12 protein-coding genes and 1 pseudogene are annotated in these 13,355 nt (G+C 66.5%); 4 read left to right on the top strand and 9 right to left on the bottom strand.

What is annotated here, in order from left to right; translation table 11 throughout:
• Positions 1-2: 2 nt before the first annotated feature.
• Both D8896_RS05010 and D8896_RS19820 read right to left on the bottom strand, forming a co-directional pair.
• Positions 3-2,192, bottom strand: a complete 2,190-nt coding sequence (locus D8896_RS05010) for a histidine kinase N-terminal 7TM domain-containing protein (RefSeq protein WP_162991446.1) — start codon at positions 2,190-2,192, stop codon at positions 3-5.
• A 104-nt stretch (positions 2,193-2,296) separates the two neighbouring features.
• Positions 2,297-2,891 (bottom strand): annotated as a pseudogene (locus D8896_RS19820) (IS6 family transposase).
• 137 nt (positions 2,892-3,028) lie between these two features.
• Between D8896_RS19820 and D8896_RS05000 the strand changes: the two are divergent.
• Positions 3,029-5,005 carry a DUF460 domain-containing protein gene (locus tag D8896_RS05000; protein ID WP_121820985.1) on the top strand — a complete coding sequence of 659 codons (1,977 nt, stop codon included), beginning with the start codon at positions 3,029-3,031 and terminating at the stop codon, positions 5,003-5,005.
• Positions 5,006-5,106: 101 nt separating this feature from the next.
• On the opposite strand, the gene D8896_RS19220 is transcribed toward D8896_RS05000, so the two are convergent.
• Together D8896_RS19220 and D8896_RS04995 are read right to left on the bottom strand one after the other, a co-directional pair.
• Positions 5,107-5,271, bottom strand: a complete 165-nt coding sequence (locus D8896_RS19220) for a DUF6757 family protein (RefSeq protein WP_162991445.1) — start codon at positions 5,269-5,271, stop codon at positions 5,107-5,109.
• A gap of 36 nt (positions 5,272-5,307) precedes the next feature.
• Positions 5,308-6,087: a PHP domain-containing protein gene (locus D8896_RS04995; RefSeq protein ID WP_121820984.1), complete on the bottom strand. Its 780-nt coding sequence runs from the start codon at positions 6,085-6,087 to the stop codon at positions 5,308-5,310.
• Positions 6,088-6,228: 141 nt separating this feature from the next.
• Between D8896_RS04995 and D8896_RS04990 the strand changes: the two genes are divergently transcribed.
• Positions 6,229-6,516, top strand: coding sequence for a DUF5789 family protein (locus tag D8896_RS04990; RefSeq protein WP_121820983.1), 288 nt, complete (start codon positions 6,229-6,231; stop codon positions 6,514-6,516).
• A gap of 152 nt (positions 6,517-6,668) precedes the next feature.
• Here D8896_RS04990 and D8896_RS04985 read toward each other — a convergent pair whose 3' ends face one another.
• Positions 6,669-7,673 (bottom strand): DUF5784 family protein, encoded by a 1,005-nt coding sequence (locus D8896_RS04985; protein ID WP_121820982.1) that lies wholly within the window; start codon positions 7,671-7,673, stop codon positions 6,669-6,671.
• A gap of 252 nt (positions 7,674-7,925) precedes the next feature.
• On the opposite strand from D8896_RS04985, the gene D8896_RS04980 reads away from it, so the two are divergent.
• Positions 7,926-8,171, top strand: coding sequence for a ferredoxin (locus D8896_RS04980; protein WP_121820981.1), 246 nt, complete (start codon positions 7,926-7,928; stop codon positions 8,169-8,171).
• Positions 8,172-8,297: 126 nt separating this feature from the next.
• Here D8896_RS04980 and D8896_RS19215 read toward each other — a convergent pair whose 3' ends face one another.
• Both D8896_RS19215 and mdh read right to left on the bottom strand, forming a co-directional pair.
• Positions 8,298-8,435, bottom strand: coding sequence for a hypothetical protein (locus D8896_RS19215; RefSeq protein ID WP_162991444.1), 138 nt, complete (start codon positions 8,433-8,435; stop codon positions 8,298-8,300).
• A 152-nt stretch (positions 8,436-8,587) separates the two neighbouring features.
• A complete protein-coding gene (gene mdh, locus D8896_RS04975) occupies positions 8,588-9,502 on the bottom strand; it encodes a malate dehydrogenase (RefSeq protein WP_121820980.1) in 915 nt (304 codons plus the stop codon).
• A gap of 138 nt (positions 9,503-9,640) precedes the next feature.
• Here mdh and D8896_RS04970 point away from each other — a divergent pair, with 138 nt between their 5' ends.
• Positions 9,641-10,261, top strand: a complete 621-nt coding sequence (locus D8896_RS04970; RefSeq protein WP_121820979.1) for an Sjogren's syndrome/scleroderma autoantigen 1 family protein — start codon at positions 9,641-9,643, stop codon at positions 10,259-10,261.
• Between the two features lie 214 nt (positions 10,262-10,475).
• On the opposite strand, the gene D8896_RS04965 is transcribed toward D8896_RS04970, so the two are convergent.
• Together D8896_RS04965 and D8896_RS04960 are read right to left on the bottom strand one after the other, a co-directional pair.
• Positions 10,476-10,712 carry a hypothetical protein gene (locus D8896_RS04965; protein ID WP_121820978.1) on the bottom strand — a complete coding sequence of 79 codons (237 nt, stop codon included), beginning with the start codon at positions 10,710-10,712 and terminating at the stop codon, positions 10,476-10,478.
• A gap of 74 nt (positions 10,713-10,786) precedes the next feature.
• Positions 10,787-13,234, bottom strand: a complete 2,448-nt coding sequence (locus D8896_RS04960; RefSeq protein WP_121820977.1) for a DEAD/DEAH box helicase — start codon at positions 13,232-13,234, stop codon at positions 10,787-10,789.
• Positions 13,235-13,355: the final 121 nt, after the last annotated feature.

The raw sequence follows: 13,355 nt of genomic DNA, 5'->3' as shown, positions 1-13,355 counted from the left end.
CATCAGCTGTTTTCACCCGTGTCAAACAGTTCCGCAAGCAGCGACTGTTCTGCCTTCCGGAGGTGTGAGTGGAGCGTCGCCGAGGAGATATCGAGGGTCTCGGCGATGTCCTCGGCAGTCGAGTCCCGTGGCCAGTTGAAGTACCCGGCACGATAGGCGGCTTCGATCGACTCGCGCTGGCGATCGGTTAGTTGGTCTAGGTGTTCGGAGGAGAGCGAACTTCCCTCTTCGAACTCGCGCGTGCGTTCAACCTTGCTAAGTGTATGAACGTGCTCGTAGCGTCTACCGATCTGGTCCATCAGTGACCGGGCAGTCGAATCGGACGCGATAGAAAGCTCGTATCGGGCCCGGCCGCTGTCGGCCCTGATTTCCGTGACGTTGGCTCCGAAATCGACGAGGGTTCCGAGCAGGCTGTCCCCGCCGACTCGCCACTCCAGCAGCGTCTCCCCGTCCTCCTCGCGGACGAGGTCGACTTCGCTCGCCGCGGGGAACGCTTCACGGACCGAACTGGCGTCGGTTCCCGTCGCAGTCACGTACGCGACAGCGGTCCCTTCGCGTGCTGGCACGACACCTTGCAGTTCGATCTCACAGGTGAGTTCTTCCGTCACAGCTACCAGCGGATCAGTTTCATCGGTACATTCGAGTTCGAGTTCGACGATAGACTCCGCTGAAAGTAACTGGCGGGTCTCGACGGCATTGAATGCGTGACCGATTGTCTCCCCCAGTTCGCGGAGTATCGACCGTTCGCGGTCGCTGACGGCCTCGCGGTCGGTGTACAGGCCGAGGGCTCCGTAGACGGTTCTGCCGAACAGCACCGGAACGACTGTCCAGGTTCCGGAGTCGTCCCCGTCCGCAACCAACGGCGTGGTTCCATCGTCGGGTTCACCTTCCAGAGGTCGCAGAACACCGTCGAGCGCCGGCGGGGACGGTGTCTCAGTCTGTCCGCCGTCAGCGATGGTCCACCGGTTGGCATCGCCGTTCCACGTCGGGATATCAGCGAGACAGGCCACCCGATAGAGGTCCGAGTCCGCAAGACGGTCGGGGACGGATTGTTCGATTTCCTCGCGGCTCCGCGCTGAGACGAGTGCCTGGTTAACCCCCCGTAACACCGCGTTGAGACGGTTTGCCGTTTCTAACTCGTCGCGCTGCTTCGCTAACTGGCGCTCGCGACGTTGACGGGCGGTCACGTCGTGGATCACGAGCGTGTTCCCGATCTGCCGGTCGCGCCGGTCGGTGATCGGAGACGCCCGGATCTCGTACACCTGATCCCCCCGTTCGATCTCGGCGAGTGCGTCCTCGGTTCCGAAGTCGAGTTGCGACTGGCCGACGAGCAGTTCGATATCGCTCCCGACGGCGTCGGCAGCTTCGCAGTCGAGAACCTCCTCGGTAGCGGTGTTGCAGTAGATGATACGGTTCGCGTTATCGACGATAACGACGCCGGCATCGAGTTGGCTGATCGCGGCGTTTCGACCGAGCTGGCGTGTCGCCGGCACGAGGTCGAACAGTTGGTGGTGGAAAAGGGCGTACGCGAAGGCTACACCCGTGATCGTAAATGCATACGGTGTCGGGTCGATCGCCGCGAAATCGTTCAGAACGAAAACATCGAGCACGCTCGTGATGAAGGGGACGACGATGCCGACGAGCAGCAGTGCCGACTGGTCGGTGTAGAGAAAGTCGGACTGGTAGATCAGTCGGATCAAAAGCGCCGAGGCAACTGCAACGAGCAGGTACGTATAGACGACCTCGGCCCAGAAAAGGATCCCCCACGTCGGGTTCTCGATGACCAGTCCGTCGACGATGAGAAAGGAGTGGTCGATCCAGAAAAGGTGATGCAGCGAGTTGGTCCAGATCCCGGCGATCACGATTGCCGGGACGACTAACAGGCCTGCCACCGTTCGCCGCGTGACGAACTCGTCGTAGCCAGTGTACGCGAGCGCGAACAGGAGCAGCCAGACCTCGATCGTTCCCGTCGAGAACCAGACCATCCGCATCCAGAAGACCCGCCAGGGACCAGGCGGGGTGAGCAACCCGATCGCGTAGCTCATCGACCAGCTCGCTAGCACGACCATGAGGACGACGAACGCAGTCGCTCCCGGTTCCTGACGCTCCCGGAAAGCGTAGAGCCCCAGAGCACTCGTCAGGGCAGCGGAAGTGAGCAAAAGCGAGATGTGCAGCGGTGCGCCCCCTATCATGCACTGGTCCCCACTCCGTTCCCTCCCACTTCCCCCCTCATCTGTGAGTTTCCGAAACAGTATTTCTCTGAGTATAAAAACATGATGCTGCCCGGAGATATTGTTCAGACAAGCCGGATCCATGCGAAGACAAACACCTGAAGCCAGTTTCGGCGGTAGCTGCTTCGGCGTGGCTGAAACAGTTTGAGAGCTTGTTTGTTCGGCGTTTCAGTTCTCGGAAGATACGTTCGACGTTAGTCCGAGTACCACGTTTTCGTATCTGTAATCGGGACCCCGTCGGTGAAGGGCCGCTTGCAGCCACGGTGCAGAGTCGACGAGAAAGAGCGCGTCATCGAGGAGATGTTTCTCGCGGAGTTCGGCAAGGAACATCTCAGTGACTGGTTGATTTCTCATCGGAGAAAGCTTGACGTGCAGCAACCGGATCGTCTCAGAAGCGACTGCAGCGTACAACCGAAAGCATTCGTCGTTTAGTGAACGGGGGTTCGTCAACTACGATCTGATCCGGATCAGTGCCATCAAGCGACTGGAAATCGGGTTTTTGCACCCAGTTGTGAACGGTAGATCGACAGCGCTCGACACCCAAACTAGCAAGAATTGAGACGGGATTCGAGAGTGAGAGGCCGGCCAAATGGAATCAAATACCGAGCTTCATCGCAGGGTTGGGTGTGCCTCTCGCTCCACAAACCAACTCGAAGCAATCGTTCCCCCCCGTTACTGCGGGCGGGTTGGAGCATAGACCACTCAGAAATCGCAGTGCCTCACTATTCATCCTTATTTGAACACCGGCCGCCACACCCGTCGCCGTCCTTATATCGATCCCTCCCGTACCCGGTCCTGTGAGTACCCGCACGAGTGCTCTCGACACGGTCGTTTTCGGCGTCGACATCCAGAGCGGGGACGTCCGCGGCGACGCGCCCTCCTACGCGCTGGTCGTCTTCGACGGCGAGGAGCTAGATCGGGACGTGGTGACGTACCGCAAGCTCCGCCGCCGGATCGACGACGAGCGACCGGACATCGTCGCGACCGACAACATGTACGAACTGGCGGAGAACAAGGACGCACTCGTGCATTTCCTGGGCGACCTCCCCGACGGCACACGGCTCGTGCAGGTGACGGGGGCCGAACAGCCCGAACCGCTCTCGCGGGTCGCCAGCCGCCACGGCGTGCCGTACGGCAAGGACCCGATGCAGGAGGCCGAGGCCGCGGCCCGCCTCGCCGCCGCAAACGTCGGGCAGGAGGTGTCCGCGTTCACCGACACGACGGAGGTGAAGGTGTCCCGCGGCCGCTCGACCGGCAGCGGCGGCTGGAGCCAGGACCGCTACACCCGCCGGATCCACGGCGCGGTCCGGACCCGCGCCCGCGAGGTCAAGTCGGCGCTCGAGGAGGCCGGGCTGGCGTACGAGATGGACGCCACCGAGAAGTACGGCGGCTACGCCAACGCCGTCTTCGAGGTCGAGGGCCGGCCGGAGGAGATCCCGGTCTCGCGCGGGCGGAACGGCGACACCCGGGTCGAGATAGAGCGCGTCCGCCGCGACGGCATCGAGTTCCAGCCGCTGGTGAAGCGCCGCGACCACGTCCTCGTCGGGATCGACCCCGGCACGACGACGGCGGTCGGCGTCGTCGACCTCGACGGGAACGTGCTGGACGTGCTCTCGACCCGGACCGCCGACACGGCCGACGTGATCGAGTGGATCGTCGAGCGCGGACGGCCGATACTCGTCGCCGCGGACGTGACGCCGATCCCCGAAACCGTCGAGAAGATCCGCCGCAGTTTCGACGCCGCGGCGTGGGTGCCCGACAGCGACCTCCCGGTCGACGAGAAGCAACACCGCACTCGAGAGATCGGATACGACAACGACCACGAACGGGACGCCGTCGCCGCGACCCTGTTCGCGTACGACGACCACCGCGACCAGTTCGAACGGATCGCCCGGAAAGTACCCCCACGGATGGACCGCGGCGAGATCACCGCCCGCGTGCTGACCGGCGAGGAGTCCGTCGAGGCGGTCGTCGACGACCTCTCCGAATCCGACGACGACGACGAGGAGAGCACGGAACACGTCCCGCGCGAACTCACCGACGAGGAGAAGCGCATCCGCGACCTCGAACGGCAGGTCGAGCGCCTGCAGGACCACGTCGACGACCTCGAAGCGACCGTCGAGGAGAAAAACGAGCGCATCGCGGAACTGGAGGACGACCTCGACGCCGCCCGGAGCCGGGAACGACAGGAGGTCCGGAAGGACCGCGAGGTGACCCGACTGCAGCGCGAGACCGAGCGGCTGGAGCGCGAACTCGACGAGGAGCGCGAGCGCAACGAGTCGCTGGAGGGGAAGCTAGAGCGCCTGAAGGAGCTGTGGAAGCTGGACCACTCGAACTTCAGCGACGTGGCCGCCGAGAAGAAGGACCTCGTGCCGGTCAAGCCCGTCGAGAAGTTCACGAAGGACGCGCTGGCGGCCGCGAACGACGCCTACGGGCTCGCCGAGGACGACGTGGTGTACCTCCGGGACGCCAGCGGCGCGGGCCGCAGCACCGCCGAGCAACTCGTCGACGTGTCCCCGCGAGTCGTCCTGAAGAACGGCGGCCTCTCGGACGTCGCCGACGAACTCCTGTTCGAGGCCGGGATCCCGGTCGGCCCGGCCGACGACGTGGCGATGCAGGAGGTCGACGAACTCGCCGTCGCCCGCGAGAGCGACGTGGAAAACGTCATCGAGGACTGGGAGGAGCGCGCCGAGGAACGTCGGAAGGACCGGAAGGCCGAGCAACTCGACCGGCTCATCAGCGAGCACCGCGCCGACCGCGGCGAGTCGGACTGACGCGCCGACGGCTCCGCGTCGACGCCTCGAAGAAGATCCCTGGTTGCTCACTCCGCCCGGTCGACATCACTCGACGCCGACCGCGGAGACCGCATGAACGCTTACTCCGCTCGGTCGACGTCGACCTGCTCCCGCAGCTGCTCCAGCGCGTCCGAGTCGGCCAGTTCGTCCAGCCGTTCGCGGAAGTGGTCCTCGCAGAGCCCGACCCGGACGCCGTCCGACTCCGCGGCGAAGGCGGCCTCCCGGTCGCAGTAGTGGCAGTGCATACTCGCTGTAGGTGACGAGCGCGTTTGAACCCTGCGTTACCCGATCCGCTCGCCGACGGCCCGGTACTGGGCCTCGGAGAGCCCGGCGACGCCGAGCGTGAGGTCGTGGGCGTCGCTGCCGCCGGTGACGATCAGGTCGTGTTCCTCGATAGCCTGCTCAACCGGGGCGGTGTCGACCGCCCGTCCGTACGGGTAGAACCGCTCGACGCCGTCGAGTTCCGCGGTCAGCGCCAGCGCCGACGCGGGGTCAGGGTACCGAAGTGGATGGGCGAGCGCGACGAGACCACATGCCTCGCCGAGCAGGTTGCAGCCACGCTCGAACGGCGTCACGTCCCGCGCGACGAAGGGGTCGCAGTCGCCGCCGATCAGTTCGTCGAACGCGGCCTCGTAGTCCTGGGGTGCGTCCGGATGGTCGTCGATGGCCCGTGCGATGTGGGGCCGGCCGATCCCCTCGCCGATGTCCACGTCGAGCGTCACGCCGAGGCGGTCCTCGACGTTCTCGACGATGGCGCGACCCCGTTCCATCCGGTCGCGCTGGAGGCGGTCGAGTTCGCGCTCCAGTTCCGCCGTCGGCGAAACGCCGTAGCCGAGCAGGTCGACCCGCTGGTCGCCCGCCTCGACGCGGAGTTCGATCCCGCGGACGAGCGTGACGCCGTCACGCTCGGTCACCGGCGCGTCCAACTCGGGGTGGATCCGGTCGTGGTCCGTCACCGCCACGACGCTGACCCCGGCCTCGCGGGCGGCCGCCGGCATCTCCGACAGCGTCATCTCGCCGTCGGAGCGCGTCGTATGGGCGTGCAGATCCGCATACACCATGCGCTCGCTTTCCCGGCCAGCGGTTTAGCCCTGACCATTCCGCGGCATATTAGGACGAATTATGACCAATAGGTGTACCCGCCCCACCAAGGTCGTATATGGACAATGTTTATAATTATCTTTCACTCAGAAACAGCCACGATGTTCCAGCGCACCACCGACAAGTTGTTCGACGACGCCGACTACCCGCTGACGACCGAGCAATTCATCGCCCGCCACGGCGACGAGGAACTCGAACTGGCCAACGGGAGCGAGACCCTGGCCGAGGTCCTAGAGCGAACCGACGGCGAGACGTACGAGGCCGCCGAGGACGCCCGCTTCGCCGTCTACAGCGCCCTGAGCAGCAAGGCGATCGGTCGCAAGGGGTACAGCGACCGCGACCCGACGCCGCCGGGCAGCCCGTTCGGCCCGGACCAGGTTTCGTTCTAACGAACTTTTTCCGTCTCGGGTTCGCCTGCGGCGAACCACTCGACGCAAAACGTCGATGAAAAAATCCGCCTCCGCGGACTTCGCCCCGCTTCGGCGGTGAAACGGCGGCAAAGCCGCCGTATGCTTGAACGACAGCGGCCGCACCGAACCGCCTACACCCACTCGATAGCGCCGTCCAGATCCAGCGGTACCGCACCCTTCGTGTACCCCTCGGCGTGGCCGTTCGGTCGGACGCGGTAGACGACGGCGGGGCGGTGGCGGACCTCGGGCTGTTCGCCGCGGACCGCCCGCCACTGGTCGTCGTGGAAGCTGGAGCAGTCGACGAACAGCACCGCGCCGCCGCCGTGTTCGGAGAGTTGCCCGCTCGTTTTCGTCTCGGCCGTCTCGCGGACGGCGGCGACGGCGGTGTCGGCGGCGCGCTGGGTCGGCGGTAGCGGGCGGGTCACCTCGACGAGCGGCTGATGGTTCCCTTTCGCGGCGCGGAAGTCCAGCGAGTGGCCGGTCGTCACCTCGATCTCCGGGGTGACCTGGTAGCCGGCGTCCGTGAGAAGCTTGGCCGCGGTGAACTCGGCCATCGCCGAACTCATCCGAACGAGGTCGAACTGCGGGCTCGTGCCGAGCTTGCCCGACATCTCGTCACGATACTCGTCGAGGACGCCGGTCGAGAGGAACTCCTCGTAGAAGCCAAGCCCCTCGTCGCGGCCGGCGTCCGGGAACCCGGCGGCGTGGTCCCGGAAGAACTCGCGGGTCGTGTGCCGCCCGTCCTTCGACATGAACACCGGCAGGAAGAACCACGAGACGTGCGGGTACGGCTCCAGCCACGGCGATTCCTCGTGGAGGTCCGCGAGCAGTTCCCGCTGTGCCCAGCGGGCGACCTGATACGGGACCTCACCCCAGTCGTACTTGTCAGTCCGCCAGAGGGCGCTCGGCGTCTCCGTGTTGCCCATCCAGTAGGCTGCGTCATCGTCCCAGATGAACAGCGCCACGTCGTCGTTGTCCATCTCGAACCGGCGGGTCTCCCACTCGCCCGCCGGCCGGAATGTCGGGTCGACGGCCGTCGCTCCGAGGTTATCATCGAGGTCGGTAAACAGCTGGTCGTGCACCCGGGACGCGGTCCAGCGTTCGGGTGAGCGTCGAAATCGGAGCGGGCGTGCCACGAGGGTCGGTACGGCACCGGCGGATAAACCTCTTGTCGTCCGGGAGACCAGTGGCGAGTTCGTCCGGCTGGCGTGTCGACGTGAGGGTTTATCACCGATCCCGCGGCCACCCCTCGGCGTGACCTGACGACTCGACGCGACGGGGTCGAGGCGGTCGTCCGGCCACCCCCGTCGTGCCGTCCCGAGGCCGGCTGTTCGCCAGTTCGGAAGCGATGGCGTCAGAGCTAACCACGTTCGCCCCGACCGTCCGGTATGCGAGTCGAGTTCGACCGCGACACCTGTATCGGGATGTTCCAGTGCGTCGCCGAGTGGGACGGCTTCGAGGAGGACACCGACGCCGGAAAGGCGATACTGGTCGACGGCGAGGAGGTCGGAGACGACGTGATCGCCCGGGAAGTACCGGACGACGAGGAACTCGACGCGAAGTTCGCCGCGCGCGTCTGTCCCGTCGACGCGATCACCGTGTACGACGACGACGGCGAGCAGCTAGTGCCGTAGTGGCCGCCTCAAACGGCTCGCGGTGGTTGGCCGTCGACTGTTCGACGCCGGCCGACCCGTCGCTTTCGGCACGGCTGCTCGTCAGTCGACGGAGTAACGCCACGGACCAGCACCGACCGGGAGGCTTCAGAAACCGACGTTCCAGCGGTCCTCGGCGTCCCGCGACTCGTTGCGCTCCTCTCGGGACTGGACCGAGTCGGGGACGGAGTCGCCGATCAGGTCGGCCCACTCCGCGATGTGAGTGTGTCGTTCCTCCTCGTTCATGCTACGCGTGGAATCTGTACCCAATCACATAACACTTTTGTCATGCGTGGTAGATGTCAGCAGAACAGGGAGATCTGACCGGAAATCCAGTAGGGCGGCTCGGCAAGCAGTCGTACGGACGCGGAGAAATCGACAGCGAAGTCGTGACCGGCTTAGCTGACCTTCCCGTACTGCTCGGAGAGCTTGTCGGCGGCCTCGCCGAGCTGCTCGCGCTCATAGGCGGTCAGGTCCCAGTCGACGACTTCCTCGACACCCTCGGAGCCGAGTTTCACCGGCACGCCGAACGCGACGTCGTCGTGCCCGTACTCGCCTTCGAGCTTGATCGAGGCGGGCAGGACCTCGCCGGTGTCACGCAGGACGGCCTCGACCATGTGGCCGACGCCGGTGGCGGGGCCCCACTCCGTCGCGCCCTTCTTCTCGATGACGTTCATCGCGCTGGTCTGGAGCTCCTCAAGGATCGCCTCCTTCTCGTCGTCGGAGAACTCGGGGTCGCGGCCGTTCACGCGGACCTTCGAGAACACCGGCACCTGGGCGTCGCCGTGCTCGCCGAGGATCGTCGCCTCGACGTTGCCGACGGGCGCGTCGAACCGCTCGGCGAGCACGTAGCGGAAGCGTGCGCTGTCGAGACGGCCACCGAAGCCGATCACCTTCTCCCGGGCGCGGTCGCCCGTCTCGTACAGGTGGCGGTTCAGCAGGTCGACGGGGTTCGACGTGGTGATCGTGACGAAGTCGTCGTTGTGCTCGGCCAGCGAGGAGCCGATGTCCTCCATGATCGGCGCGTTGTCGCCAGCGAGGTCGATGCGGGTCTGCCCGGGCTGGCGCGGGATGCCGGCCGTGATGACGACCACGTCGGAACCGGCGGTGTCCTCGTAGCCGCCCTGCCGGATCGTCGTGTTCGAGTCGTAGGCGACGCCGTGGTTCGTGTCGGCGGCCTGCCCGACCGTGTCGTCCTCCTTGTCCGGGATGTCGACGAACACGATCTCGTCGGCCACGTCGCGGAGCGCGATGTTGTACCCTGCGGCGGCGCCGACCGTTCCGGCCGCGCCGACCACGCTAACTTTCGTCATACCACGTAAAGAGCGCCGGCGAGACCCGTTAAAGACTTCGAATCATCGGACTTCAGCGATGTTCGTCGGACTGAACTTCGTCGTCCGTCGAACGTCCGGTTCGCAGTCCTTTTCGACCCGGCGGCCCTCGCAACGTGTATGAGCGACTTCGACAAGGAAGCGGAGCGCGAGAAGCTCCGCGAGCAGCTGGAGGAAGAGGAGGAGAGCCGCAAGCACACCCAGCAGATGAGCGAACTGCTGCTGAAGGGGGCGACGATGACGAACGCCCACTGTGACAACTGCGGCGACCCCATCTTCCGCTACGACGGGCAGGAGTTCTGCCCGACCTGCCAGACCGGGAACGAAGCGGGAGGCGGCGCGAACGGACAGCCGTCGGCTGCAAGCGCGGAACAGCCGACGGAGCAGTCGAACGCCACGGACCGGCAGTCGCCGGATCCGACGACCGCCGACACAGCGGACGACGGGGCAGCAGCGTCGGCGGAGACCGGGGCACCGGCCGACGCGTCGGTCGCCCCCGGCCGGCCGTCGGCGTCGGACGGGCAGCACACGACCGGATCTGCCGCCGCTCCTCAAAACCCCGACCCGACGACTGCCGGCACGTCGGTCGATGGTGACGTGGCCGCGGCGGCCGAGGCGCTCCGCGCGACGCTGACGAAGTTCTCGCGGAAAGCGGCCGAGACGGACGACCCCGCTCGCGCTCGGGAGTACCTCGCCGCCGCGCGGGAGGCCGCCGAGGCGCTGGACGCGCTCCCCTACTGAACGCGGTACGGGATGGGGTCGTGCCCGTCGTCACGCGCGATTACGTCCCGTTCGCGCTCCCCGGCGTCGGCGTCCTCGTGCTGCGGCGGGCCGTAGTAGGTCACTTGCATTCTAGCTGATGCTGGTTTGACGAGACATATAACGTTAGTCCTGAAAATATAAATATGGTTTAATTACATTGTATGGCCTTATTCACACCAGGAGGTCGCGATACTCAGTCCCCGGCGGGGCGCGCCCGCGCTCGGCCGGTGTCCGGGCGTGACGTCCGGTCGGCTCCGGAGGTGTCCCGGGGTCCGGCGGCGTCGATCTCGGCGGCGGAGAAGTGGTCCTCCACGTTCGTCTCGTGCTGGGGATCCCCATATTGCTCCTGGGGCGACCACCCAGCAGTCGGCGTGTGCTGCGGGGGTCCGTAGCGGTTCCGTTCGTCAGCCCGTGCGGACTGCGCACTCATGTTGGTGGTCCCGAAACGCTCCAGCCCGTTTAGTACAAACTCCCTATCGAGTTAACCCCGCAAGTAAGCCGGGCTTACCCGGTGTACTCGCTCCCGACGACCTTCCGGATCCGCTCGGCGGTCACCGCACCGACGCCGTCGGCTTCGAGCAGGTCGTCCTCCCGCGCGGTCATCACGGCCTCGACGGTGCCGAACTCCGCCAGCAGGGACCGGGCCGTCACCGGTCCCACGTCGGCGATCGAACTGACCACGTACTCCTGCTGTTCGGCCAGCGTCTTCGACTGCTTCTCGCCGTGGACGCTCACCTCGCGGTCGTCCACGTCCTGCTCGCGCCCGGCGATCACCGCCAGGAGGTCGGCGGTGTCGTCCTCGTCGTCGGTCCGGAGGACGCTGACGCCGAAGTCGACCGCGAGTGAAGAGAGCGCGCCCCGGACGGCGTTGGGGTGGACGTTGCGCTCGCCGTACAGGTCCTCGCCCTCGACGATCAGTACGCCCCGCGAGTAGTGGCGGGTGAGGTCGCCGACCTGCTCGAACATCGAGCGGTCGTCGCCGCCGGTGAGCGTGTCGAGGAAGTCGCCGACGCTCTTGCGCTCGACGGCCACGCGGTCCGAGAGCACGTAGTCGCCGACCGCGAGCGTCTCCAGGCGCGTCTCGACGCCGTCCCGCGTCGAGAGATCCCGGGCGATGTTCGAATCGAGTTCGCGCTGGTCGACGACTATCTCCACGTCGTCGCCGTCGCCGCGAGCCGTGGCGACGGTTCCTTCGGTGTCGGACTCGTCAGCCGCGTCGCCATCGTCCCCGTCGGCGTCGTCCCCGCCGTCGAACGCCTGCAGTCCGGGCTGCCCGTCGGCCCTCGTGCCCGCGGTACCGCCGTTCGCGGCCGCCTCGCCGCCGTCGCACCCGGCGTCGTCCACGCCGCCGGCCGGCTCGGCGAAGTCGGCGAGCTGCTGCTGGCTGTCGTCGAGTTCGTCCTCGATCTCGTCGGCCGCGCCCTTCAGCTTCCGGAGTTCGTCCTCCATCTCCGACTCCTTCCGGCGGGCGATCCAGAAGTACGCCTCGTCGCGGGTGTCCTCGGCCATCAGCACGGACACCTTCCCCTCCGTCTGCCGGCCGGTCCGGCCCTTCCGCTGGATGGAGCGGATCGCGGTGGGCACCGGCTCGTAGAACAGCACGAGGTCGACCTCCGGCACGTCCAGGCCCTCCTCCGCGACGGAGGTGGAGACGAGCACCTCGAACTCGCCGGCCCGGAACGCGTCGAGCGCCTCCTGTTGCTCCGTCTGCGTCATCCCGTCGCTGCCGTCCTTGTCGCCCTGGCCGACGAACCGGCGGGTGTCGAAATGCTCGCCGAGGAACTCCGTCAGGATCTCCGCAGTGTCGCGGGATTCGGTGAACACGATGACGCGTTCGCCGTCCTCAATGCCGAGCGTCTCGGCGATCAGCAGCCGGGCCTCCGAGAACTTCGGGTGGCGGCCGTCGTAGGACTCTGCCTTCCGCATCGCTTCCCGCACTTTCGGCTCCGAGACGAGCCGCTGGCTCGCCTTCGACGCGCCCGAGGAGCGGGCGGCCTGGCGCTGGCGTTCGAAGTAGCGCCGCAGCGCCTCGACGCTCTGGGTCTCGACGTACGTGACTGCGGTCCGGAGCTTCCGGATCTCGGCGTGGGCGGACATCCCCTGATACCCCTCCGACTGGTCGTTGTCGATGAGCTGCTGGAGTTCGCCCCGTATCTCCTGGAGGTCCCGCTCGGAGAGGTCGGCGCTCGTCTTGCGAGTGACACCCAGCTCCTTCAGCTTCTCCAGTCGGTCCTCGATCACCTCGTTCAGCCCGTCGCGGATCGCCTCGACCTCGTCGGGGAGGTCGACACGCTTCCAGTCCACGTCCGTGTCGTGGGTGTACTCGCCCACGTCGGCGTCGTCCTCGGTCATCACCTCCACCTCGCGGATCCCGAGGTTCTCGCAGACCGCGAGGATCTCCTCCTCGTCGCCTCCGGGGGAGGCGCTCATCCCGGTGACGAGCGGGTCGTCGGCGTCGGCGTGGTAGCGCTCGGCGATGTAGTTGTACGCGTAGTCGCCGGTCGCGCGGTGGCACTCGTCGAACGTGCAGTGGGTCACGTCGGCCAGCGAGACACGGTTGCCGACCAAGTCGTTCTCGACGACCTGCGGCGTGGCGATGACGATCCGGGCGTCCGCCCAGAGGGCGGCGCGGTCGTCCGGCCGGACCTCGCCGGTGAACACGACGATCTCGTCGTCCGGGATCGACAGCGCCTCGCGGTAGAAGTCGGCGTGTTGCTGGACGAGGGGCTTCGTCGGCGCGAGAAACAGCGCCTTCCCGCCGACCTCGTCGAGCCGGCGGGCGGTCACGAGCAGGCTCACGGTGGTCTTGCCCAGCCCGGTCGGCAGGCAGACCAGCGTGTGGTCCTCGGCGGCGGTCCCGGCGAGTCGGATCTGGTAGAGGCGGCGCTCGATGAACTCCGGGGCCAGCAGCGGGTGGTCCACGTAGCCCGGTTCCTCGTCCGTGGCGGCCATCGGGGCCGGCTACGTCGCCGTCGCCGTTAAGGGTTCGTATGGCGCAGTGAAAGTGGTCCGGCGGCGGGGTCGGGTCGACCGCACCGAGCACGGCCCGGCGGGGGTGGCTTTTTGCGGTCGT

The sequence above is a fragment of the Halostella salina genome, from assembly GCF_003675855.1.
Classification (GTDB): domain Archaea; phylum Halobacteriota; class Halobacteria; order Halobacteriales; family Natronoarchaeaceae; genus Halostella; species Halostella salina.
The sequence above is the reverse complement of the archived record's forward strand: the minus strand, read 5'-3'. Positions and strand labels throughout refer to the sequence as shown.